Genomic DNA, 22,147 nt, shown 5'->3' with positions numbered 1-22,147 from the left:
GATCGAACGATGGCAAACTTGATGGCTCAACGCGTTGCCAGGGGAAAGAACTCATGCGCCCGTCGATTGCCCTTGATTTGAAGCGAAGTGCCGTCCGTGAAGCCACGAGCCGCTTTCGCACGGCAAATCCGCGTATCTTCGGCTCCGTGTTGCGCGGCACGGATCAGGACGGCAGCGACCTCGATTTGCTGGTCGATGCGTTGCCCGGTGCGACGCTGTTCGATCTAGGCGGCCTGCAGGACGAACTGGAGTCGCTGCTCGGTGTGCATGTCGATCTACTAACCCCGGCCGATCTGCCGCCGAAGTTTCGGGCGAGGGTGCTGGCGGAGGCGCAGCCGGTATGAGCGAAAACCGGCTGTCCGATTACCTGGATCATATACAGCAGGCTGCGATGGAGGCATGCAGCTTTGCGGACGGCATGATCAAGGACGATTTCCTGCAAGACAAGCGCACCCAAAGGGCGGTCATCATGAGCCTCCTTATCATTGGCGAGGCGGCTACGAAAGTGATGGACGGTTACGCTGGATTCACCACGAGTCATCCCGAATTGCCTTGGCGCAGCATGCGCGGCATGCGCAATCGTATTGCTCACGGCTACTTCGACATCAATCTCGATGTCGTGTGGGACACCGTGCAAACCGCACTGCCGGTGCTGCTCAAGCAACTCTCCGACGCTCGCCGGGCGACTGGGGCCGAGGGCGGCGACGCGGCGCAGTCGTGACAGAAGGTTTTCTGTTTGTTTTGCTTCTTCTGTTTGCTGGCGCGCTTCGTTGACCCACTGGGAGAGCGCAGGCACCCCAAAAAACGGCCGTTCACACGGCCGCTCTTCACTCACCCCCGCACCATCTCCCCATCGCGACGCCGCCACAGCTCGAGCGGATTACCCTCCGCAAGCGCCTCGGGCAGCAGCCCCGCAGGGAAGTCCTGATAACAGACTGGCCGCAGGAAGCGTTCGATGGCCGCCGTGCCGACCGAAGTCGCACGGCTATCGGAGGTCGCGGGATACGGGCCGCCGTGCACCATCGCGTGGGTGACTTCCACGCCGGTCGGGAAGCCGTTCACGAGCAGGCGCCCCGCCTTGCGCTCCAGGATCGGCACGAGTTTTTTCGCGACCGGCAGATCGTCTCCGTCCATCTGAATCGTTGCCGTGAGCTGTCCCGCGAAATGCGCGGCGACGGCAAGCAACTCGTTTTCGTCGCGGCAGCGCACGATGGTCGAAGCCGGGCCGAATACCTCGTCCTCCAGCGCCGGTTGTGCAAAGAACGCTTGCGCACCCGTTGAGAAGAGCGCGGCGCGCGCCTGGTTCGGACCGCTCGCGGCCTCGCCGTGCGCGAGGGCATCGACGCCCCCGGCGTCGGCCAGTCTTGCCGACCCTTGCTCGTAGGCCGCGTGGATGCCCGCGGTCAGCATCGTTTGCGCGGGCTTGCCGGAGAGTGCCGCCGCGGCCGAATCGGCGAAGCGGGTGAGCGCCACGCTGTCGATGCCGATCACGAGGCCGGGGTTGGTGCAGAACTGCCCGGCGCCCAGCACGAGCGAATCCACGAAACCTTGCGCAATCGATGCGCCGCGCGCCGCGAGCGCTGCCGGCAGCACGAAGACCGGGTTGATGCTGCTCATTTCCGCGTAGACGGGAATCGGTTCGGGCCGGCTCGCGGCGATGCGCATGAGCGCGGTGCCGCCGCCGCGCGAGCCCGTAAAACCGACGGCCTTGATGGCCGGATGGGCGACGAGCGCTTCGCCCACGCTGCGGCCGGCGCCGACCACCAGCGAAAACACGCCTTCCGGCAGTCCCATTTCCCGCGCGGTTTGCTGGATCACGCGGCCGACCATCTCGGACGTGCCGAGGTGCGCGCCATGCGCTTTCACGACCACCGGACAGCCGGCGGCGAGTGCCGCGGCCGTGTCCCCGCCCGCCACGGAAAACGCGAGCGGGAAATTGCTGGCGCCGAACACCGCGACGGGGCCGATGCCAATCTTCTGCATGCGCAAATCGGAGCGGGGCAGGGGCTTGCGCCCGGGCAGCGGCGAATCGAGCGTCGCGGCGAGCCAGAGTCCTTTGCGCACCTCCTCGGCAAAGAGCTTCAACTGGCCGGTCGTGCGGCCGCGCTCGCCTTCGAGGCGCGCTTTCGGCAGGCCGGTTTCCTGATGCGCCCGCTCGATCAGCGCGGCGCCCAGCGCGTGGATGCCTTGCGCGATGCGATCGAGAAATTCGGCCCGCACGGCGAGCGGCAGGGCGCGATAGGTGTCGAAGGCCTGCTCGGCCAGCTCGCACGCGGCGGCGACGTCTTCGGCGGTGCCGCTGTTGAACACCGGGGTGGGAATCTCCGCGCCGGTGGCGGGGTTGAAGGCGCGCAAAGGCGCCTGCGTGCCGCGCACCGCGCGGCCTCCGATCAGCAATTCGCCGCTAATTTCCATGTCTGCTCCGGGGTTCCGTGCCGCGTTAAGTGTAGGTTGTCGTACAACGATTGGGGTCGCGCAGGGATTGTGTCTGCGCGGAGAAGTAGGTTCAGCTTATCACGCTATCGGTAATGTGTTAAGACATCGTATAACCGTGTTATGCGCATAAATTTCTCAATCGTGATAACCAGGGTATCCTGATCACAGCTCGATTTATGGGGTGGACAGGCACTACATAGAGAAAATCAAGGCACTCCTCACGCTATATGTTATATGATGTCATATGAATATTCGCGACCAACTAGCCGCGGGAGCATATTGCGTTTGACCAGTTCAACGAGACACAGGGTAAACGCGATATTGGATCAAGTCATACGACGACGTATGATGTTATCGGACAACGTACCATGTCCAATCGCTTCGCAAGGGCCAGGAGTCGGGCACCAACGCCCAGGCTCCGGCCGAGAATGGAGACACCCTCGATGTCCACTTCCAGCATCCGCAGTGACGACGCGCTCGATTCGGCCAGCGCCAAGGTCATGCGCCACGTGATGCCGCTCTTTCTCATCATGTTCATCGCGAACTACATCGACCGCGTGAACGTGGGTTTCGTCAACACGTACATGCAGACCGATCTGGGGCTCTCCGCCGCGGCATATGGTCTGGGCAGCGGACTCTTCTTCGTCGGCTACGCGATTTTCGAAGTGCCGTCGAATATCCTCATGCAGAAGTACGGCGCGCGCATCTGGCTCACGCGCATCATGGGCACGTGGGGTATCGTCGCGGCCGCCATGGCGTTCGTCCACAACGACACGTCGTTCTACGTGCTGCGCTTTTTGCTCGGCGTTGCGGAAGCCGGTTTCTTTCCGGGCGTGGTGTTCTATTTCGCGCAGTGGCTGCCGCAGAAGGAGCGGGGCAAGGCGGCGGCGATTTTCCTCGCCGGGTCGGCCTTCGCTTCGGTGCTGTCCGGTCCGATTACGGGCGGTCTGCTTTCCGTTCGCGGATTCGGGTTGGCCGGCTGGCAGTGGATGTTCCTGATCGAGGGCGCGTTTTCCATCGTGCTCTGCGGCGTGAGCTGGCTTCTTCTCAAGTCGCGCATTCGCGACGCGCACTGGCTGAACGGCGACGAGCAGACCGCACTCGAAAGCTATCTTGCACGCGAGCAGGCCGAGCGCGAAGCGATCACGGGCCGCCACGTACCGGCCATGCGCCTGCTCAAAGATCCGCAGATCCTGCTGTTCTGCTTCCTGTATTTCGCGATCCAGCTCACGATTTACGCGGCAACGTTCTGGCTGCCGACGATCATCCGCAAGATGGGCGGCCTGAGCGATTTCCAGGTCGGGCTCTACAACACGGTGCCTTGGCTCATTGCGATCGCCGCCATGTATTGCTTCGCACTGCTTTCGGCCCGCTGGCGCTTTCAGCAGGGGTGGCTCGCGCTCTCGCTGGTGATCGCGGCGTGCGGTCTGTTCGCCTCGACGTCGTCCAATCCGGTATTCTCGTTCGTCGCCATCTGCTTCTCCGCCATCGGGTTCAAGGCGGCCTCGTCGCTGTTCTGGCCGCTTCCGCAGGCCTATCTGGATACCCGCGTGGCTGCCGGCGTGATTGCGCTCATCAACTCCATCGGCAACCTGGGCGGCTTCTTTGCCCCGGCGACGTTCGGCTACCTCCAGCAGCATACGGGCTCCATCACGGGCGGCCTGTACGGCCTGGGCGTGACGTCGCTGATCGCGGCTGCCGCAAGTTTCCTGGCGCGCCACCGGCCCACGCGCGGTACCTTCGGCACGGACCCGGTTCACGGTCGCGCACACTGAGATTTCGTCCATCATGAACAGCACGAAGCCATACTGCCTGGTCTACGTATCGAATGCGATCGATGGGGAGATCGCCGTTTTCCACCTCGATGCCGCGAGCGGCAAACTGACGCCGCATGCGCGCTGCCAGGCCGGCGAAAACGTCATGCCGATGGTGCTCGCGCCGGACCGGCAGCACCTTCATGCCGCGACGCGAGGCAAGGCACGCCACATCATGACGTGGTCGATCGACGCCCGCACCGGCGATCTCGTGCCGGCCGGCAGGGCCCCCATCGAATCGAGTCTTGCGTATCTGACTCTCGACCCATCGGGTCGCTTCTTCGTGGGCGCCTCGTATGGCGAGCACCGGGTGAGTCTCTATGCCGCCGATCGCATCGCGGCCGGAGATGGCGAGCCGGTGCAGGTGATCGACGGTATCGAGCATGCGCACGCCGCCGTGATTTCTCCCGATGGGCGCTTCGTTTATGTGACATCGCTCGGCGGCGACACCGTGCATGCATTCGCGCTCCATCACGAGGGGCAAGGTCGGCTCGATGCGATCGACGAAATCCAGCTTGAAGCGGGTTTTGGTCCGCGCCATCTGCGCTTGTCTCCGGCCGGCGACGTGCTCTACGTGCTGAGCGAATTGCGTGCCGTCGTTGCGGTTTTGCGGCGGGACGCTACGACCGGGCGCTTGAGCCTGCAAGCGGTGTCGGCGCCTCCTCCCGTGCTGGCGCATCTGCACGACGGTGTGGTGCGCCCGAACGCGAGCCATCCTGTACAGCCCGATCCGGCGATGCTCGCCACGCTCGTCTGGGCCGCCGATCTCCAGATCACGCCCGACGGCCGCTTCCTCTATTTCTCCGAGCGCACGTCGAGCCGCCTCATCGCCTTGCGCGTGCGCGAGGACGGTTCGCTCGACTACGCTGGGTGTGCCGATACCGAGGCACAGCCGCGCGGTTTTCGCATCGACCCATCGGGCCGATTCCTGGTGGCTTGCGGCGAGAAGTCGCCTTACGTCGGCGTTTATTCGATCGACGCCGGCTCAGGCGCGTTGTCGCCGGTCTCGCGCTGCGAAGGCGGCCGCGGCGCGAACTGGGTTGAAATCGTCACGCCGCGCGATGCCGCGTCGAACGGCACTCCGTCTTAGGCATTCGGGCGCGTCTCGCGCCAACTTTCACAGGTACCCCGCTCATGTCCCATTCCCACGTTCAACCGAACGCCACGCCCACCGTGACCGAACTGCGCGTCGTGCCGGTGGCCGGCCGCGACAGCATGCTGCTGAACCTGAGCGGCGCGCACGGCCCGTTCTTCACGCGCAATGTCGTTCTCCTGCGCGATAGCGCGGGCAACACCGGCATCGGCGAGGTGCCGGGCGGCGAGGCTATCCGCAAGACGATCGACGATGCGCGCGCGTTCGTGGTCGGGCAGTCGATCGGCAATTTGCAGGCAGTCCTGAACACCGTGCGCAAGCAGTTCGCGGATCGCGATTCGGGCGGCCGCGGCCTGCAGACGTTCGATCTGCGCACTACGATCCATGCGGTGACGGCGCTGGAAGCCGCGTTGCTCGACCTGCTGGGGCAGCACCTGGGCGTGCCGGTGGCGGCGCTGCTGGGCGAAGGGCAGCAGCGCGACGAGGTGGAGATGCTGGGCTACCTCTTTTTCATCGGCGACCGCAAGAAAACCGATTTGCCCTACGCGAGCGGCGCCGAAGGCCGCGATGCCTGGGAGCGCCTGCGCACCGAGGAGGCCATGACGCCGGAAGCCGTAGTGCGTCTGGCCGAGGCGGCCCAGGCCCGCTACGGTTTCAACGATTTCAAGCTCAAGGGCGGCGTGCTGGCGGGCGACGCGGAAATGGAAGCGGTCACGGCGCTGGCCGAACGCTTTCCCGAAGCGCGCGTGACGCTGGACCCGAACGGCGCCTGGTCGCTGGCCGAGGCCGTGCGGCTGTGCCGCGACAAGCACGACGTGCTGGCCTACGCGGAAGACCCCTGCGGCGCGGAAAACGGCTACTCGGGCCGCGAGGTGATGGCGGAGTTTCGCCGCGCGACCGGCCTGCCGACGGCCACCAACATGATCGCCACCGACTGGCGCCAGATGGGCCATGCGATCCAGCTGCAATCGGTCGATATTCCGCTGGCCGATCCGCACTTCTGGACCATGCAGGGCTCGGTGCGCGTGGCGCAGATGTGCCACGACTGGGGCCTGACCTGGGGCTCGCATTCGAACAATCACTTCGATATTTCGCTCGCGATGTTCACGCAAGTGGCTGCTGCCGCGCCGGGAAAAATCACGGCCATCGACACGCACTGGATCTGGCAGGACGGTCAGCGCCTCACGCGCGACCCGCTCCAGATCGTGGGCGGCAAGGTCAAGGTGCCGGCCCGCCCCGGCCTTGGCATCGAGATCGACATGGACGAGCTGGAGAAGGCGCACGCGCTCTACCAGCAGCACGGCCTGGGCGCGCGCGACGACGCCGTGGCCATGCAATACCTCATTTCCCACTGGAAATTCGACAACAAGCGCCCGTGCCTCGTGCGCTGAGCGCGGCCGGATTCCCTTATTCATCCATTCAAGACTCCTTAGGAAACCCGACCATGACGACGCCGCAAGAACTCAAATCCATTATTTCCGAAGGTCTGCTGTCCTTCCCCATCACCGACTTCGACGCGCAAGGCGACTTTCGTGCCGACACCTATGCCGCGCGCCTCGAATGGCTCGCGCCGTACGGTGCGAGCGCGCTGTTCGCGGCCGGCGGAACCGGTGAATTCTTCTCGCTCACGAAGAGCGAATACTCGAACGTGATCCAGACGGCCACCGAAACCTGCAAGGGCAAGGTGCCGATTCTCGCTGGCGCAGGCGGCCCGACGCGCGTCGCGATCGAATACGCGCAGGAAGCGGAGCGCAAGGGCGCGCAAGGCATCCTGCTGATGCCGCACTATCTGACCGAAGCCTCTCAGGAAGGCATTGCCGCGCACGCCGAGCAGGTGTGCCGCGCCGTGCCGCGCATGGGCGTAATCATCTATAACCGCGCGAACTCGAAACTCAACGCCGACATGCTGGAGCAACTCGCGGACCGCTGCCCGAACTTGATCGGCTTCAAGGACGGCGTGGGCGAGATCGAAGCGATGGTGACGATCCGCCGGCGCCTGGGCGACCGTTTCGCGTATCTAGGCGGCCTGCCCACGGCGGAAGTGTATGCGGCGGCGTACAAGGCGCTGGGCGTGCCGGTGTATTCGTCCGCGGTGTTCAACTTCATCCCGAAGACGGCGATGGAGTTCTACCGTGCAATCGCCGCCGACGATCACGCGACGGTGGGCCGCCTCATCGACACGTTCTTCCTGCCGTACCTGAAGATCCGCAATCGCCGCCAGGGTTACGCGGTGAGCATCGTGAAGGCGGGGGCAAAGCTCGTGGGCCGCGACGCAGGCCCTGTGCGTGCGCCGCTCACCGACCTCACGGACGAAGAGCTTGTGAAGCTCGACGCGCTCATTCGCGAGCTTGGCGCGCAGTAAGTCTCCGCAGTAAGTCTTTGCTGTAAGTCTTGAGCAGCGCGCGGCGCATGGTCGGGCTGCGCCGCCGCGCGATCATTCGGTCGCGGACGCCGCCGGTTTTGCGTCGTTGCCCGCCTCGCGTTTGATGGTCGACTCGCGCACCACGAGGCGAGGTTCGAGCTGGGCGTAGAGATCGTCCACGAGGGGTTTGCCGCGCAGTTCGTCGATCAGTCGCGTCATGGCGAGCTCGCCCATTTGTTCGCTCTGGAAGTCCACCGAGGTGAGCGCGGGCGACGCGTATTCGCCATAAGGCACGTTGTCGAAGCCGGCCACCGAAACGTCCTGCGGTAGCTGGAAGCCGAGTTCGCGCGCCTCCTTGATGAAGCCGAGCGCCATCAGGTCGTTGTAGCAGATCACGGCGTCCGGGCGATTCGGGCCCAGCATCAGGCTCGAACAGGCGTGCTCGCCCGCCGCTGCGGACGGCCCCTGGGCATCGCGGATCTCGAGCGGCAGGCCGTGTGCATCGAGACAGCTGCGAATGCCGCGGATGCGCTCTTCGTTCCAACGGGACCGGGCAAAGCCCAGGTAGGCGACGCGACGATGCCCGAGCTGAACGAGGTGACTCGCCAGCATGTAGCCCGCGCGCGAGCTGTCGGTGCCCACGCTGGCAATCGGAAAACGCGTGCTGCGCCCGAACAGCACGATAGGCTTGCCGAGGTCGAGCAGCCATTGCACGGAGTCGTCGGGCATGCGCGAACTCACGATCAGGCCGTCCACGCGCTGCGCGAGCGATTCGAGCAGCGGTTTTTCGCGCTCCTGACTTTCCTCCGTATCGACGAGCAGCACCGTGTAGTCGTGTTGCAGGGCGACGCGGTTGGCGCCTTTCACGATGCTCGTGAAATGAGGATTGCGAATGTCGAGAATGGCGAGGCCGATGGTGCCCGTTTGTCCCGTGATCATGGACCGGGCGAGCGGGTTCGAGCGATAGCCCAGTTGCTCGATGGCTTCCTTGAGGCGGGCTTCGACCGGCGCGCTGAACCGCTGTGCGCCGTTCATGTATTTCGACACGGTGGCAACCGATACGCCGGCCGCGGCCGCGACGTCACGAATCGTGGCGCCCTTTTTCATGGTTCGAGGTTAACGTTTTCCAATAATTTTCCCATGGTAACGGCAATCTGTCGGACCGTAAAGGAAAACGCCCGGGCCGCCCCTGTGTGGCGGGCCCGGGCGCGGGAAAACCGGGGAAACGGACGGAGTGGCCAGGCTAGTCCACGCTGTCGCCATTGAGGAGATCGGGGCTCTTCTGGGTCAGGCGCAGCACGCCGCCGCGGTCGAAATAGAAGTTGTACATCTCGTGCCAGACACCGCCTTCAACATAGCGGTAGCTCCACACTTCGCGGTGAGCGAGCGGATACCACGTGGACTCCGCGGGGCGGCCGAAGTGCGCCAGCACGTCCTTCTGCGTCCAGGCGCCCACCTGCGCCTGGTTGAACTCTGCCGGTTGCAGCACCTGGCTCACACGCTGGACCTTGCCGTCGGCCGCGACATCGACGGCCCGCGTCGTGCTGCCGAAAGGTTGCGTGGGCCACAGCAGCCGTTTCCCGCCGTCGGGCAGTGCATACGTTTCGGCGGGCGCGCCATAGTGGGCGACAGCCTGGGCCGCGTCGTCGCCCGGCGCAACGGTGTTCGACTGGGCGAACGAGACAGCCGGTAGCGCCAGCACGGAGGCGGCGAAGAGGGCGGGCAAGAGTGTCTTCACGGTAAGCACCTCGAAACAGATGAATGCGCGACAGCGCACGCGGGCGCTCCGCGGCCCGCCTTACCAGTGTAGTCGGTCCGATCTCGGGGTTGATACCTGAATTGGCAAGAATGACTTACAAGGGACGGAAGAATGCGGTGGCTACACTACGACGCGCGCTGAAGGAGCGCGGCCGTCACGCGAGATCGAGGCGCATGGCGAATTCGACCGGGACGCCCGGCATTGCCACGTTGCGGTCCGGGTCGAGTCGGCCCGCCCGGTGCGAGCAGGGTTCGAGGCAGAGATAGCGCTCGCCCGCGCGGTAGTGCACGACCAGATGGCTGGCATGCGGGCTCGTAAGGGTGACGCGCCGCGCCGTTCCGGGATAGTCGATCAGCGCTCGGGCGGATCCGCCTGTTTCGTAGAACCAGGTGAAGGTGTCGGGTGGGAACGCGTCGCCGCTCAACGTCACGCTCAGGCGGGTGTCGTTTTGTCCAATGCGGGCCGCTGTTTCTACCGTAGCGCGCATGCCGCCCGCGATCGCGAAGTAGGGGTGAAAGCCCAGGCCGAGTGGCATCGGTTCGTCTGAAGTATTCAGCACCACTAGGGTCTGCGTGATGCCGCAAGCGTCCAGATCGAACGCGAGGCGTGCCTGCCAGGACCAAGGCCATTCGGGCATTGCAGCGAAGGTCTGCGTCAGGGTGCAGTGGCGGTCCCGCGCATGCTGGACTTGCCATGCCGAACGCAGTCCCCAGCCATGTAGCCACGCGGGCGCATTGGGTGGCGCGACGCGGACTTTTGCCTTCGGCCACGCGAGGATGTTGTCCGCGAACCGGTCCGTGAACGGCAGCATGGCGAAGCATCCCGCCCGCTGCCAGCGATTCAGGTCGAAGCCTTGCGGCGCGAGCGGCACGAGGTAGTCGAAGGCGCCCCCCGGCCCGCCTGTGTGCCGCAGGCTGCCCAGCCGTCCTCCAAGCGCGGGGTGGACCTGCCCTTCGAGTGCGCCACACCGCAGCGTGACGACGCCCGCCTCGCTGCCCGGCTGGGCAGGCGATGGCGGCATTCAGGCGATGTCCTGGTTAGCCATCAGCTCCAGCGCGCGGATCATCGCCGAATGGTCCCAGCCGCTGCCGCCGTGCGCGGCGCACACGCTAAACAGCTGCTGCGCGCCGGCCGTGTGCGGCAGCGCGATGCCCAGCTTGCGTGCACCGTCCAGCGCGAGCGCGAGGTCTTTCTGATGCAGCGCGATGCGAAAGCCCGGTTCGAAGGTGCGCCGGGTCATGCGTTCGCCATGTACTTCGAGAATGCGCGATGCCGCGAACCCGCCCATCAGCGCGCGGCGCACGCGTTCCGGGTCGGCACCCGAGCGGGCGGCGAAGAGCAGCGCTTCCGCCACGGCCTCGATATTCAGCGCGACGATGATCTGGTTCGCCACCTTGCAGGTCTGACCCGCGCCGTTTTCGCCGATCAGCGAAATGTTCTTGCCCATTCGTTCGAGCAGCGGTTTCGCGCGCTCGAAGACGGCCTCGTCGCCGCCCACCATGATCGTAAGCGTGCCTGCCTTCGCGCCCACCTCGCCGCCGGAAACCGGCGCGTCGAGATAATCGCAGCCCAGCGCGTTGATGCGTTTCGCGAACGCCTGTGTTTCGAGCGGCGAAATCGAGCTCATGTCGATCACGGTCTTGCCCGCACTCAATCCTTCAGCCACGCCGTTTTCGCCGAATAGCACGGCGGCCACGTCCGGGGTGTCGGGCAGCATCGTGATGACGACGTCGGCCTGCTGCGCGACCTCCTTGGGCGAGCCGCAGGCCGTGGCGCCGCCGGCCGCGAGTTCGGGCGGCAGCGCGCCATTGCGCTTGTAGGCGTACAGGGTGTGCCCCGCTGCCTGAAGGTTCTGTGCCATGGGCGCACCCATGATGCCGAGTCCAATGAAGCCGATCCTGGCCATGTTCATTCTCCTGATGTCTTCCGATGCGAAAGGGTGCCGATGCGTGTGCCGGACGGCGTTCAATAGCGCGGTTTGCGCCGTTCCCAGCCGGGGCGGAATTTGCGCATTTGAGCGGCATCGTCGCGCTGGGTAATTCCGCACCGCAGATAGCGCTCGTGCAGCCGCGCGAGGGCTTCCCGATCGAGTTCCACGCCAAGGCCAGGCGCATCGCCTACCGTCACGCAGCCGCCCTCGATCGCAATCTTCCCGCCCCGGATGACCTCGTCGTCCTGCCAGGGGTAGTGCGTATCACAAGCGTAGGTGAGATTCGGCACCACGGCGGCGAGATGCGACATCGCCATCAGGCTGATGCCGAGGTGCGAGTTCGAGTGCATCGAGAGGCCGAGGCCAAAGGTATCGCACATCGCGGCGAGCGTCTGGGTCGCGCGCAGGCCGCCCCAGTAATGGTGATCGGAGAGCACGATCTGCACGCTGTTCAGCGCGATGCCGCGGCGGAACTCGTCGAGGCTCGTGACGACCATGTTGGTTGCGAGCGGCAGGCCCGTTTCCTGGTGAAGCCGTGCCATGCCCTCGAGACCGGGGGTGGGATCCTCGTAGTATTCGAGAATGCCTTCAAGTTGCCTGGCAATCCTGATTGATGTGTCGAGCGACCAGTTGGCATTCGGATCGATGCGCAGCGGATGGTTCGGGAAGGCGTCGTGCAGCGCTTTCAGACACTGGACTTCGAGATCCGGTTCGAGCGCGCCGGCCTTGAGCTTGATGCTGCCGAAGCCGTAGCGATCGATCATCGTGCGGGCCTGCGCGACGATCTGTTCCGGATTGAGCGCCGCACCCCACGCGTCGGGCCGGTACGACGGGTCGATGTCGCTCGCGAACTTGAAGAAGAGATAGGCCGAGAACGGCACCCGGCGCCGGACAGCGCCGCCAAGGAGCTCGTGCAGCGGAATGCCGAGCGAGCGCGCCTGCAAGTCGAGCAGCGCGACTTCGAAGGCGCCGAAGAGTTTCTGCTCGGCCTTGTCCAGTTGCGAGCCCGGCGCGAGGTCGATCTCGACGGCAGCGCTCTGCTGCGGCGCGTCGGCGAGCGCGGCGCGCACCTGTGCCGCGAGGCCGTTCAGGTCGAAGGGGCTCAGCCCGGCCAGCCGGTCTTTCACGCGCAGCAGGCCGTCCAGCACGGGCTTGTCGCCGTAGGTTTCGCCGAGGCCCACGAGGCCGTTGTCCGCTTCGACCTCGATGATCGAACGCAACGCGAAAGGTTCGTGAACACCGCTGGCGTTCAGGAGCGGCGGGTCGCCGATGGCGATGGGGGTGACGCGGACTGCGGCGATCTTCATGGATTCCGGTTCCTTCTCTGATAACGGGGCAAAACGCTTTCGCCGGGGAAAGGATAACGATTTCCTATGTTAGTGAGAAATGACCTCGCAGTAAACGTTATTCATCGACTGGAAGGTGGTGGATCGACCTTTTCATGGTCTTGAGACAGAGCAAGGAAATTTGATAAAAGTGTTTGTAGGCAGCGATTTAATGAGATTTTGATGACTCTGCTGGCCACCCTGTTCACGTGGCATCAGTATTTCTCCTGGAGCGAGTTAACAAGGAAACCGTTTGACTTGAGTGGATTCGGCACGTAAAGTTTGCATGGAAAACGTTTTCCAATAAATGCAACGCCAACTCAGCCTCAGCGTGGGTTATCCGACACAGCTATCTATGCAGACTCATTTCGATTTCAGCGGGAAGGTGGTGGTCGTAACGGGTGCCAGCGGCGCCATCGGCATGGCGGTCGCGCGGCGTTTTCATCGTGCCGGCGCACACGTGATTGCCGCCGGCCGGCGCGAAAACGCGCTTGCCTCGCTCGTCGCAGAACTGGGCGAGCGGTGCGAAACCGTGGCGGGCGATCTTGCCGACGCCGCTCACCGGCGCGATATCGCAGGATGCGCGAAGCGCCGCGGCGGCATCGACATCCTCATCAACAACGCGGGCCTCACGCAGACGAAAGTGCCGTCGCTCGAAACCGGTCTCGACGACTTCGACCGCATCTTCGACGTGAACCTGCGCGCGACCTGGGCGCTCTCGCTCGACGCGATCCGCGACTGGGTGGCGCGCGAGCATCAGGGTGTCATCGTGAACGTGTCGTCGCCGGGCGCCCAGCGCGCGCATCGCAACAACGCCATCTACGACATGACCAAGGGCGGCATCGATGCGCTCACGCGTTGTCTCGCAGCCGATTTCGGGCGCTACGGCATCCGCGTGAATGCCATCGCACCCGCCCAGATTCCCCATTCGCATGTGAAAGAGGTCGATCCCGCGGCCGCCCGCGGCCTGCCGTTGCCGCGGCATGGCGAGCCGGACGAGGCGGCGGGCCCGGTTCTCTTTCTGGCTTCGGACGCAGCGTCTTTCGTCACCGGCCATGTGCTGCCGGTGGATGGCGGACTGCTTGCCCAGTTACGCACCGCCGCGTAAGGCGTCGTGCACCGCGCCGCGAAGATGCGGCAGTTTGTAAAAAAAATATACCTATATTTTGGAGATCTAAATGAGGAAGATGTCGCAGGTCGGTTGCGCCACGGTGGCTCTCTCTGCGTGTGCGATGGCGCATGCGCAAAGCTCGGTGACCCTCTATGGCGTGGCGGACACGACGGTTGAGTGGGTACGGACAACGGGCGCGAACCAGGGGCACGATGTGCCCTCCACGTTTCGCGAGGACAGCAACAGTTCGGCGTGGGGCATGAAGGGCCTGGAGGATCTGGGCGGCGGATGGTCGGCGATTTTCCAGATCGAATACGGCTACAACGTCAACAGCGGCAGCGGACCCAGCGCGCGCGACCAGTTCGTGGGCCTGTCCAGCACGACCTACGGCACGCTGCAGTTCGGCTACCTCACTTCGCCGATGCGCGGGCTGGGCGGCCGGCTGAACTTCATTCCGGGCAGCACGTCGATCGCCAACAACATCGGTGTGATGACCACGCTCAACGGCACGCAGACCAATCTCAATGCGCGCCTCGCGAATTCGATCATGTACACCTCGCCCACGGTCATGCAGGGCCTGAGCGGGCAATTGCTCTATTCGCCGGGCGGCGGCAACGTCTCGCCCACCAATAGCAGCGTGTCCGGCACGGCGGGCACCGCGAACAGCGGCATGTACGCATGGGGTGGCGGTCTCCAGTATGCGCACGGCCCGCTCTATGCCGCGTATGCCTATGAATCGCGCCGCGATCAGGATCTGCTGGGAGCCGGCGCGGGCTTGTCGGGCGCCGCCAGTGCCGGGATGGGCGTGGCCGCGGCCGGTTACTCGAACGACTACGAACATCGCATAGCCGTGCGCTACGAGGCCAACTTCTTCCCGGCGGGCTCGACTACCTTCGCCGTGGGCTGGGACCGCCTCGGCTCCAACGGCACCTTCGGCAGCGGTGCGAAAGCGGGGGGCGGCGAAGTCTATCGCGATGCCTTCGCGTTCAACGTCATGCAGAAAGTCGGGCCGCAGGATTTCATTCTCAGCTACTCGTTCGACCGGCCGCTTTCCTGCTCGGGCGCGGCGACGAACGGCCAGTGCTCGTCGGCCGAGCGGCCCCATACGGGCGCGCAGCAGATGGTCTTCGCCTACCACTACTGGCTCTCGAAACGCACCATGCTGGAGGCCTACGTGAGTCGCATTCACAACAGCTCGTTCGCGACTTACGACTTCGACACGAACCCCGTCGTCAGTTCCGTGGCGGCACGCGCACCCGGCGGCTCGCCGACCGGCGCAGGCTTCGGCATGCGGCATTACTTCTGATTTTCCCGTTTCCGAAAGAGGCGTTCATGCAAACCAACCGCTTCAAGGCGCAGCTATTGGCGCACAAACAGATGCTCGGTATCTGGAGCATGCTGGCATCGAGCAATGTCGTGGAGGTGCTTACCCAGGCCGACTACGACTGGATTCTGCTCGACACGGAGCACGCGGCCAACGAGGTGTTCATGGTGCAGGAGCAACTGCGTGCCGCGGCGCAGGCGTATATGCCTGCTGTGGTGCGCCCGGTCGCGAACGATCCGGTGCAGATCAAGCGGCTTCTCGACATCGGTGCGCAGACGCTGCTCGTGCCGATGGTCAACAGCGCGGAAGAGGCCGGGCGTGCGGCGCGTGCCATGCGCTATCCGCCGACGGGCGTGCGGGGTGTTTCGCTCGCCACGCGCGCGAACCGCTATGGCCGCGACGCGAGCTACCTCGAGCGCGCGAACGACGAAGTGTGCCTGCTCGTGCAACTGGAGACTCCGGAGGCGCTCGCTAATCTGGAGGCCATTGCCGCGGTCGACGGGGTGGATGGGCTCTTCATCGGACCGTCCGACCTGGCCGCGGCCCTCGGCCATCTCGGCGACTTTCGGCATCCGGACGTCCAGGCGGCCATTGTTGATGCCCTCGGCCGCGCGCGACGTTGCGGCAAGCCGATCGGCATCCTCATGGCGGACCCCGTGCTTGGCGCGTCCTATGTGCGCAGCGGCTTCGACTACGTGGCGCTGGCAACCGACATCGGCCTGCTGCGCAGCGGCACCCAGGCCGTATTGCAGCAAGGCCGCACCGAATCCTCGATGACCCCCGGTAAAGAAACAGCATGAATGACATGAATAGCAAGACCGCCACGCGTGCGCGTCCTTTTCGCCGCTTGCTCCTGACCGGCGCCGCCGGCAATCTCGGGCGCCAGATGCGCGGCGCGCTCGCCGCATGGGCCGACGTGGTGCGTGTGAGCGATATTGCGCCGCTGGGCGAAGTGGCGCCGCACGAGGAGGCCGTCGTGGTCGATCTGGCCGATCGCGCGGCGGTGCATGCGTTGCTCGAAGGCGTGGACGCCGTCGTGCACCTGGGCGGCATTTCGGTGGAAGCGCCGTTCGATGCGCTGCTGGAGAGCAATATCCGCGGCCTCTACAACCTGTACTCGGCCGCGCAGCATCACGGCGTGCACCGCGTGATCTATGCCAGCTCCAATCACGCGGTGGGCTTTCATCCGGTGACCTCGGTGCTCGATATCGACGCGCCGCTGCGCCCCGATTGTCTCTACGGCGTGACGAAGTGCTTCGGCGAAGCGCTTTCGCGCTACTACTTCGACCGCTTTGGCCTCGAGACGGTGTGTCTGCGGATCGGCTCTTCGTTCGAGGCGCCGAAGAATGCGCGCATGCTCGTGACCTACCTCAGTTACCGCGATTTCATCGAACTGGTGCGCTGCGCGTTGTTCACGAATCGGGTGGGCCATGCAATCGTCTATGGCGTGTCCAACAACCGCATCAAGTGGGTGGACAACACGAAGGCGGCGTTCCTGGGCTTTCGGCCGCAGGACAGTTCGGCGGAGTTCGAGCCGCTCTTCCCGCCGGGGGCACCGGATCCCGATCTGGACGATCCCGCCCAGCGCTTCCAGGGCGGCCCCTTCGTACTGGCGGGGCCGATGGAGCCATGCGTATGAAGACGCCGGCCGCGCGTAGCGCCGTGCCGCGGCGTCGATTTCTCGGCGCGCTGGCGGCGTCCTGTGCGCTGGCCGCATTCGTGCGGCCCTCTCCCACGCGTGCCCAGGACGAGCGTGAAGACACGACGTATGTGCTCTCGTCGCCCGAGCGCAGGGAGCAGATACGTCGCAGGGTATCCGCGCCGCTCGTTGCCGCGCTGCGGGAGCAGGCCGATGCCGGCCTCGCGCGCCTGCCGCATCCGCGTGCCGTTGTGCATACCCAAGGGTTGCTGCCGCACGAGCAGGATCGCGACGCAAGTGTGCAATCGCAAGAGGACTGGCGCCAGACGCTGCTGCAGGCCATCGCGGGATGTGTAACCGGTAAGGACAACTACACGGCGAAGGCCGTAACGTATATCGAGGCGTGGATACCGGGCTATGTTTCGTCGTCGAATCCGATCGACGAAGCGGATCTCGTCGATCTTTTGCTTGGCTTCGACTTCGTCAAGGCGCGCCTGTCCGAAGCGACGATCGCACATGCGCGTGCCCTAGGCAGCCAGATGGCGCAAGGCTATCTGGGAGAGCGGCGCGTGGGCGACCCCAGCACCGGCTTGAACAACTGGCAGAGCCATCGCGTGAAGCTCGCCACGGCGGGGGCGTTTCTCGCCGGCGATGCCGCACTGATCGCGGCGTCGCGCGAAGCCTTCATGGCGCACGCAATGCGCAATATCGATGCAAATGGCCTGACCTACGACTTCGACCAGCGCGACGCCATCCATTACGTGGTGTACGACCTCGAACCGCTGCTGTTGGCGGCTTCGATGGCGGCGGCGCATGGCGAGAACTGGTATGCAGCGGCGCCGCTTCAGGGGCGGCTGGCTGCGGCGCTGCGCTGGCTCGAACCCTACGCGAGCGGGGCGAGACCGCATGAGGAATTCGTACACAGCACCGTAGGCTTCGACGCACGGCGGGCGGCGGCACACGTCGAGGGCTACTCGGGACTGTGGCGGCGCGAGGAAGCGCGCAATGTGTATGGGATCGCCGCCCACCTGGATCCGCAGTTCACGCCCATTGCCGCTGCGCTCGAACCCCAGCCGGTGGTTCGCGCGCTGTTTGCATGAAGCGATGCGATAAACAGAGACAACAGAGAATCAAGGAGACGACGACATGACTATGAAGGTAAGGGGCCTGCGCTGGTGGATGATCGGGCTGCTCACGCTCGGCACGATCACCAATTATCTCGCGCGCAGTTCGTTGAGCGTGGCGGCGCCCACCGTGCTGCACCATCTGAACATTTCCACGCACGAATACGGCTGGATCACGGGGGCCTTCCTCGTGATGTATCCGATCGGCGCGCCGCTCACGGGCTACCTGATGGACCGTGTGGGCCTGCGGATGGGGTTCTTGCTCTGTGGCGTCGCGTGGTCGCTGATCTGTATGGCGCACGGTTTCGTGCAGGGTTGGGTGGGCCTCTTCGTGCTGCGCGGCGTGCTCGGTCTCGTCGAAGCCTCGTTTATTCCGGGCGGCATGCGCGCGGCGGCTTACTGGTTCCCGCCGCACGAGCGCGGCACCGCAGCGGGCGTCTTCAATCTCGGCACCTCGACGGGCGCGATCCTCGCGCCGCCGCTCATCGCGTGGTCCATCCTGCACTACAGCTGGCAGACGGCTTTCGTGATCGTCGGCTGCATCGGCCTGGTGTGGGCGGGGCTTTGGCTCACGTTCTACCGGCATCCGGACCGGCATCCGGCACTCTCGCAGGAGGAGGCCGGGTACATTGGCGTGACGGGGGAGGCGGCGCGGCACACGAGCGCGGAACCCGGGCCGAAAGTGCTGGAAATCCTCCGGCAGCGTAACTTCTGGGGCATCGCGCTGCCGCGCTTCTTCGCCGATCCGGTGTGGGGCACGCTGGTGTACTGGATGCCGCTTTATCTCTATCAGGCGCGCGGTTTCGACCTCAAGGCGATTGCGCTGACCGCATGGCTGCCGTTCGTGGCCGCGGACCTGGGCTGTATGGTGGGCGGCCCGCTTTCCGCGTGGCTCAAGCGGCATTTCGATTTGCCGATCGTGAACGGCAAGCGCGCGGTGTTCACGATGGCGGCGGTGCTGATGGTCGGCATGACGGGAGTCGGACTCGTAAGCAGTCCTGCCATGGCGGTGTTCCTGCTGTGCCTCGGCGGCTTCGCGCATCAGACGCTTTCCATTACGGTGATTTCGATGTCTGCGGATCTCTTTCCGCGCCGCGAAGTCGGCACCGTAACAGGCCTTGCGGCCTTCGTGGCCGGGCTCGGCAACTTCGCCTTCACGATGACGATGGGCTGGTTCGTGAGCCGCGTGGGCTATACGCCGTTCTTCGTGGCGCTCGGTCTGGGCGATCTGATCGGCGCGACGCTGCTGTGGACGCTCGTCAAACCTTCCGGCACGGTCTCGCCCGGGGTCGCGCGTCAGGAGGCGCGCGCCTGACGCGAAGGGGCGAGAGAGGCGCAACGCCTGGGCTCGCCCTTCTATCGACACTTAATGTGACTTTGGTCAATTGCCAGATTGCCATCCCTCGGTGATTATTTCGTTATCCGAATGTTGTAAAGATCAACCAGCACCATTGAGGAGACAGGATGAACATCAGGAAAACCCTCTGCCTTGGCACGACGCTGCTTGCCGGCTTTCTTTCGGCGTGCGGTGGTGACGGTCCTGCGGGCGCCTCGGCCGCGGCCGTCGCGAAGGCGGCTGCACCTGCGCTCAGCACCGCGAGCCCGCCAGGGACGAACTTCAATCTCGCGCCGTTTTCGCTGCAATTGCCGATCGGGTCGTCGGGCAGCGTCACGACAGTCAGCGGAACGAGCCTTGCCGCGGGCTACACGAACCCGTACTACTTCTATACGAGCAGCACGGACGGCTCGATGGTCATGATGGATCCCACCCAGGGGTGGACCACCTCCGGGTCGCTGCACCCGCGCGTGGAGTTGCGCGAGACGGCAATCTGGACCACGGCGGGCACCAACAAGCTCGATGCGACGGTGGCGGTGACCCAAGTGCCCGATCACACGACGATCGGCCAGATTTTCCAGGGAACCGGCCCGAGCAAACCATTGTGCGAATTGCAGTTCACGGCCGCCGGCGAGGTGCAACTGCTGCTCGAGAACACCAATCAGGGCGGAAGCGCAACGATTTATCCGATCGCCAGCGTGCCGCTCGGCACGACCTTCAACTACGAACTGGCGCTAACGGGGACGACCATTACCGTGACGGTCAACGGCACGGTTCGGACCTTCACCATGGATTCCAGCTTCGAAGGCGAGAGTTTCTATTTCAAGGCGGGGAATTACGATCAGACGGCTGTATCGGGCACACCGCTCACCACGCCTGGCACGGTTGTCCAGTTCTATGCGCTCACGCTGACGCACCAGTAGGGATCCGGCACGCCGGGGGGCGGTAGCTGAAATCTGCCCCCGGCAAATCTGCAAAGCATTGCAGAAAAGCTTGTTTGTGCGCGCGAGGCGCGGCGACTAGATTGAAAGCCGTAGATCGACGCGAAGGAGCAGGCAATGTCGAGTTTCACGGCACTTTCATGGCAGGGGCTGGTGCGTTCGTTCGAAGCGAAGCGGCGGCGCACCTACGATCAGGCATCGGAGCAGCGGGGCGTGCAGAACGAGCCCGAGCAGCTCGAGCGGATTGCCGCGTACGCGCGCGCAGGCTACTTCAACATGGGCTACACGTTCGAGATGTTTCCGCTCGTGGGCGATCTGCCGCCGCACTGAGCTTTCCGCTTAATCCTGTCACCGTGCCTTCACTGCGCTCAGTTCGGCCCGGTTTCCTCGGGCTCCTCTTGCGCACCCGTCTGACCGAGCGTTTCGTCCGCGCGGAACTCGCTGGGCGGCGCGCCCAGTTCACGCCGGAACATGTCGCTGAAGCTGCTGGGCAGATAACCTAGCTGGCGTGCGACGCTACTCACTGCCTGTCCTTCGGCAAGCCGCGACACCGCAATCGCCAGTTGCACCTGGCGGCGCCATTCCGCAAACCCCATTCCCAGTTCGCGCGTGAAAAGACGCGCGAGCGTGCGCACGCTCGCGCCCACATTGGCCGCATGCTGCTCGAAGCCGATATCGACGGAAGGGTTATCGATCACTGCGCGGCACAGCGTGTCGAGCCGCCGATCCGAGGCATCGGGCAGCGGAATGCGCAGCGCGTAGCGCGGCGCATGCGCGAGTTCCATCGCGGCGAGCCGGTAGGCAGTTTCGAGCCAGGCGTCGTCGCTGTCCTCCTCGCGCTCGGCAATGGTCTTGACGAGTTCGCGCAAGAGACCGTTGATCTCGAACACTTCGCACTGCGTACTGAGGTGATTGATGTCCGCGCCGTGCAGATAGAGATTGCGCATTTCGACCGCGCTCATCATATGAATGGCATGCTGCGTGCCCGGCGGCAGCCAGACCGCCCGCTGCGGCGGGACCACCAGCGCCTCGCGTTCCACCTCCACCCACATCACGCCCGCCACCGCGTAGAGCACCTGTGCCCACGTGTGCGAGTGCGGTTCGATATGCAGCCCGCGCGGATAGTGCCGGGCGAGCGAGCGCCCGCGCCCGGGTTCGTCGTCGAGTAGGGGCGGGGCGGCCTGGGTCATGGCTGGGCCTGGGCGGCGCGTTCGGTCGAAGCGAGTTGCAGCACCGCGTCGCGCTTTTCGAGCAGATGGTGCCGCAGGATGGCGGAAAGGCGCTTGCCGTCGCGTGCGTCGAGGGCTTCGAGCATCGCTTCGTGGTCGTCGATCGCGCGGTCCCACTTGGCATGCTGATAGTTCGAGCGAAAGCGCAGCGCCTGGAGCCGCCGGTTGATCGACACATAGACCTGACGCAAGGCCGGGTTGCGCGCCGCTTCGTTGATGCGGTCATGAATGGCCTGATTGCGGCTGTAGTAGCCCGCCAGGTCGTTTTGCGCACGACACGCGAGCATGGCGTAGTGCAGCGACTTGATCTCGGCAATTTCGGCCGGCGTGATGCGCTCGCACGCCAGTTCGCCCGAGAAGGCCTCCAGGCCGCTCATCAGCTCGAACATCTCGCGGATCTCGGCCTCCGACATGGTCGCCACGGTGGCGCCGCGGTTCGGCGAGATCTCGATCAGCCCCTCGTGCGCGAGTACCTTGAACGCCTCGCGCAACGGCGTACGCGAAATGCCGAGCGTCTCGCACAGCTCACGCTCGTTGAGCTTCTTGCCCGGCTCGAGCACGCCTTCCACGATAAAACCACGCAGATGATCGACCACGGTGTCGTGCAGGCGCTGGCGCTCGACCTTGGGGAGGAGCGGGGCTACGGTCTTGCCGTCGTCAAAAGTGGTGTTTTGCATACAAAAGACTCTTGATCGAATTCGCATCATTCTAATCCATGACACGA

At 64.7% G+C, this 22,147-nt stretch carries 22 protein-coding genes; 14 read left to right on the top strand and 8 right to left on the bottom strand.

The window, feature by feature from the left end:
- The first annotated feature begins 53 nt into the window (after positions 1-53).
- Together U5760_RS17170 and U5760_RS17165 are read left to right on the top strand one after the other, a co-directional pair.
- Positions 54-344, top strand: a complete 291-nt coding sequence (locus tag U5760_RS17170) for a nucleotidyltransferase family protein (protein WP_322013430.1) — start codon at positions 54-56, stop codon at positions 342-344.
- Positions 341-721, top strand: a complete 381-nt coding sequence (locus U5760_RS17165; protein WP_322013429.1) for a DUF86 domain-containing protein — start codon at positions 341-343, stop codon at positions 719-721. The genes U5760_RS17170 and U5760_RS17165 overlap by 4 nt, the downstream gene beginning before the upstream one ends.
- Before the next feature lie 110 nt (positions 722-831).
- Here the strand turns inward: U5760_RS17165 and U5760_RS17160 are convergent, their stop codons facing one another.
- Positions 832-2,415 carry an aldehyde dehydrogenase (NADP(+)) gene (locus U5760_RS17160; protein ID WP_322013428.1) on the bottom strand — a complete coding sequence of 528 codons (1,584 nt, stop codon included), beginning with the start codon at positions 2,413-2,415 and terminating at the stop codon, positions 832-834.
- A gap of 464 nt (positions 2,416-2,879) precedes the next feature.
- Between U5760_RS17160 and U5760_RS17155 the strand changes: the two genes are divergently transcribed.
- Genes U5760_RS17155 through kdgD form a run of 4 tightly spaced genes read left to right on the top strand, consistent with a single transcriptional unit; the run spans position 2,880 to position 7,705 of the window.
- Entirely contained in the window at positions 2,880-4,211 is a 1,332-nt protein-coding gene (locus tag U5760_RS17155; RefSeq protein WP_322013427.1) for an MFS transporter, read from the top strand.
- Between the two features lie 13 nt (positions 4,212-4,224).
- Positions 4,225-5,340 carry a lactonase family protein gene (locus U5760_RS17150; RefSeq protein WP_322013426.1) on the top strand — a complete coding sequence of 372 codons (1,116 nt, stop codon included), beginning with the start codon at positions 4,225-4,227 and terminating at the stop codon, positions 5,338-5,340.
- 44 nt (positions 5,341-5,384) lie between these two features.
- Positions 5,385-6,734, top strand: coding sequence for a glucarate dehydratase (gudD, locus tag U5760_RS17145; protein WP_322013425.1), 1,350 nt, complete (start codon positions 5,385-5,387; stop codon positions 6,732-6,734).
- A gap of 53 nt (positions 6,735-6,787) precedes the next feature.
- Positions 6,788-7,705 carry a 5-dehydro-4-deoxyglucarate dehydratase gene (gene kdgD / locus U5760_RS17140; protein WP_322013423.1) on the top strand — a complete coding sequence of 306 codons (918 nt, stop codon included), beginning with the start codon at positions 6,788-6,790 and terminating at the stop codon, positions 7,703-7,705.
- Positions 7,706-7,777: 72 nt separating this feature from the next.
- On the opposite strand, the gene U5760_RS17135 is transcribed toward kdgD, so the two are convergent.
- From U5760_RS17135 to U5760_RS17115, 5 genes are all read right to left on the bottom strand, one after another.
- Positions 7,778-8,812: a LacI family DNA-binding transcriptional regulator gene (locus U5760_RS17135; RefSeq protein ID WP_322013421.1), complete on the bottom strand. Its 1,035-nt coding sequence runs from the start codon at positions 8,810-8,812 to the stop codon at positions 7,778-7,780.
- A gap of 136 nt (positions 8,813-8,948) precedes the next feature.
- The gene (locus U5760_RS17130; RefSeq protein WP_322013419.1) at positions 8,949-9,443 is read right to left on the bottom strand and encodes a hypothetical protein; all 495 of its coding nucleotides are present in this window, start codon (positions 9,441-9,443) and stop codon (positions 8,949-8,951) included.
- A 175-nt stretch (positions 9,444-9,618) separates the two neighbouring features.
- On the bottom strand, positions 9,619-10,485 hold the full coding sequence (locus tag U5760_RS17125) for a hypothetical protein (protein WP_322013418.1): 867 nt from the start codon (positions 10,483-10,485) through the stop codon (positions 9,619-9,621).
- Entirely contained in the window at positions 10,486-11,370 is an 885-nt protein-coding gene (locus tag U5760_RS17120) for a 2-hydroxy-3-oxopropionate reductase (RefSeq protein ID WP_415914123.1), read from the bottom strand.
- Between the two features lie 59 nt (positions 11,371-11,429).
- The gene (locus U5760_RS17115) at positions 11,430-12,701 is read right to left on the bottom strand and encodes a glucarate dehydratase family protein (RefSeq protein ID WP_322013416.1); all 1,272 of its coding nucleotides are present in this window, start codon (positions 12,699-12,701) and stop codon (positions 11,430-11,432) included.
- 373 nt (positions 12,702-13,074) lie between these two features.
- Between U5760_RS17115 and U5760_RS17110 the strand changes: the two genes are divergently transcribed.
- The 8 genes from U5760_RS17110 (at position 13,075) to U5760_RS17075 (ending at position 20,524) form a co-directional block, all read left to right on the top strand.
- Positions 13,075-13,827, top strand: coding sequence for an SDR family oxidoreductase (locus U5760_RS17110; RefSeq protein WP_322013414.1), 753 nt, complete (start codon positions 13,075-13,077; stop codon positions 13,825-13,827).
- 70 nt (positions 13,828-13,897) lie between these two features.
- Complete coding sequence (locus U5760_RS17105) at positions 13,898-15,136, top strand: porin (RefSeq protein WP_322013413.1); 1,239 nt, start codon at positions 13,898-13,900, stop codon at positions 15,134-15,136.
- A 26-nt stretch (positions 15,137-15,162) separates the two neighbouring features.
- The gene (locus U5760_RS17100; RefSeq protein ID WP_322013411.1) at positions 15,163-15,954 is read left to right on the top strand and encodes an HpcH/HpaI aldolase/citrate lyase family protein; all 792 of its coding nucleotides are present in this window, start codon (positions 15,163-15,165) and stop codon (positions 15,952-15,954) included.
- 5 nt (positions 15,955-15,959) lie between these two features.
- Positions 15,960-16,793 (top strand): NAD(P)-dependent oxidoreductase, encoded by an 834-nt coding sequence (locus U5760_RS17095; RefSeq protein WP_322013602.1) that lies wholly within the window; start codon positions 15,960-15,962, stop codon positions 16,791-16,793.
- Entirely contained in the window at positions 16,790-17,893 is a 1,104-nt protein-coding gene (locus U5760_RS17090) for an alginate lyase family protein (protein ID WP_322013409.1), read from the top strand. The genes U5760_RS17095 and U5760_RS17090 overlap by 4 nt, the downstream gene beginning before the upstream one ends.
- Positions 17,894-17,939: 46 nt before the next feature.
- The gene (locus tag U5760_RS17085; protein ID WP_322013407.1) at positions 17,940-19,232 is read left to right on the top strand and encodes an MFS transporter; all 1,293 of its coding nucleotides are present in this window, start codon (positions 17,940-17,942) and stop codon (positions 19,230-19,232) included.
- 149 nt (positions 19,233-19,381) lie between these two features.
- Positions 19,382-20,176: a polysaccharide lyase family 7 protein gene (locus tag U5760_RS17080; protein ID WP_322013406.1), complete on the top strand. Its 795-nt coding sequence runs from the start codon at positions 19,382-19,384 to the stop codon at positions 20,174-20,176.
- A gap of 135 nt (positions 20,177-20,311) precedes the next feature.
- A complete protein-coding gene (locus U5760_RS17075) occupies positions 20,312-20,524 on the top strand; it encodes a hypothetical protein (RefSeq protein ID WP_322013405.1) in 213 nt (70 codons plus the stop codon).
- A 38-nt stretch (positions 20,525-20,562) separates the two neighbouring features.
- On the opposite strand, the gene U5760_RS17070 is transcribed toward U5760_RS17075, so the two are convergent.
- Together U5760_RS17070 and U5760_RS17065 are read right to left on the bottom strand one after the other, a co-directional pair.
- Entirely contained in the window at positions 20,563-21,384 is an 822-nt protein-coding gene (locus U5760_RS17070; protein WP_322013404.1) for a helix-turn-helix transcriptional regulator, read from the bottom strand.
- Positions 21,381-22,100, bottom strand: coding sequence for a GntR family transcriptional regulator (locus tag U5760_RS17065; RefSeq protein WP_322013402.1), 720 nt, complete (start codon positions 22,098-22,100; stop codon positions 21,381-21,383). Before U5760_RS17065 ends, U5760_RS17070 begins: the two co-directional genes overlap by 4 nt.
- Between the last annotated feature and the right edge of the window lie 47 nt (positions 22,101-22,147).

The organism is Paraburkholderia sp. J12 (assembly GCF_905220215.1).
Taxonomy (GTDB): domain Bacteria; phylum Pseudomonadota; class Gammaproteobacteria; order Burkholderiales; family Burkholderiaceae; genus Paraburkholderia.
The sequence above is the reverse complement of the archived record's forward strand: the minus strand, read 5'-3'. Positions and strand labels throughout refer to the sequence as shown.

Excerpts from the sequence above, each read along its gene's own strand:
- U5760_RS17070 (WP_322013404.1), bottom strand. The coding sequence starts at position 21,384 with ATGACCCAGGCCGCCCCGCCCCTACTCGACGACGAACCCGGGCGCGGG.
- U5760_RS17165 (WP_322013429.1), top strand. The coding sequence starts at position 341 with ATGAGCGAAAACCGGCTGTCCGATTACCTGGATCATATACAGCAGGCT.
- U5760_RS17090 (WP_322013409.1), top strand. The coding sequence starts at position 16,790 with ATGAAGACGCCGGCCGCGCGTAGCGCCGTGCCGCGGCGTCGATTTCTC.
- U5760_RS17155 (WP_322013427.1), top strand. The coding sequence starts at position 2,880 with ATGTCCACTTCCAGCATCCGCAGTGACGACGCGCTCGATTCGGCCAGC.
- U5760_RS17100 (WP_322013411.1), top strand. The coding sequence starts at position 15,163 with ATGCAAACCAACCGCTTCAAGGCGCAGCTATTGGCGCACAAACAGATG.
- kdgD (WP_322013423.1), top strand. The coding sequence starts at position 6,788 with ATGACGACGCCGCAAGAACTCAAATCCATTATTTCCGAAGGTCTGCTG.
- U5760_RS17125 (WP_322013418.1), bottom strand. The coding sequence starts at position 10,485 with ATGCCGCCATCGCCTGCCCAGCCGGGCAGCGAGGCGGGCGTCGTCACG.
- U5760_RS17075 (WP_322013405.1), top strand. The coding sequence starts at position 20,312 with ATGTCGAGTTTCACGGCACTTTCATGGCAGGGGCTGGTGCGTTCGTTC.
- U5760_RS17160 (WP_322013428.1), bottom strand. The coding sequence starts at position 2,415 with ATGGAAATTAGCGGCGAATTGCTGATCGGAGGCCGCGCGGTGCGCGGC.
- U5760_RS17095 (WP_322013602.1), top strand. The coding sequence starts at position 15,960 with ATGAATAGCAAGACCGCCACGCGTGCGCGTCCTTTTCGCCGCTTGCTC.
- U5760_RS17150 (WP_322013426.1), top strand. The coding sequence starts at position 4,225 with ATGAACAGCACGAAGCCATACTGCCTGGTCTACGTATCGAATGCGATC.
- U5760_RS17065 (WP_322013402.1), bottom strand. The coding sequence starts at position 22,100 with ATGCAAAACACCACTTTTGACGACGGCAAGACCGTAGCCCCGCTCCTC.
- U5760_RS17135 (WP_322013421.1), bottom strand. The coding sequence starts at position 8,812 with ATGAAAAAGGGCGCCACGATTCGTGACGTCGCGGCCGCGGCCGGCGTA.
- U5760_RS17115 (WP_322013416.1), bottom strand. The coding sequence starts at position 12,701 with ATGAAGATCGCCGCAGTCCGCGTCACCCCCATCGCCATCGGCGACCCG.
- U5760_RS17080 (WP_322013406.1), top strand. The coding sequence starts at position 19,382 with ATGAACATCAGGAAAACCCTCTGCCTTGGCACGACGCTGCTTGCCGGC.
- U5760_RS17110 (WP_322013414.1), top strand. The coding sequence starts at position 13,075 with ATGCAGACTCATTTCGATTTCAGCGGGAAGGTGGTGGTCGTAACGGGT.
- U5760_RS17085 (WP_322013407.1), top strand. The coding sequence starts at position 17,940 with ATGACTATGAAGGTAAGGGGCCTGCGCTGGTGGATGATCGGGCTGCTC.
- U5760_RS17120 (WP_415914123.1), bottom strand. The coding sequence starts at position 11,370 with ATGGCCAGGATCGGCTTCATTGGACTCGGCATCATGGGTGCGCCCATG.
- gudD (WP_322013425.1), top strand. The coding sequence starts at position 5,385 with ATGTCCCATTCCCACGTTCAACCGAACGCCACGCCCACCGTGACCGAA.
- U5760_RS17170 (WP_322013430.1), top strand. The coding sequence starts at position 54 with ATGCGCCCGTCGATTGCCCTTGATTTGAAGCGAAGTGCCGTCCGTGAA.
- U5760_RS17105 (WP_322013413.1), top strand. The coding sequence starts at position 13,898 with ATGAGGAAGATGTCGCAGGTCGGTTGCGCCACGGTGGCTCTCTCTGCG.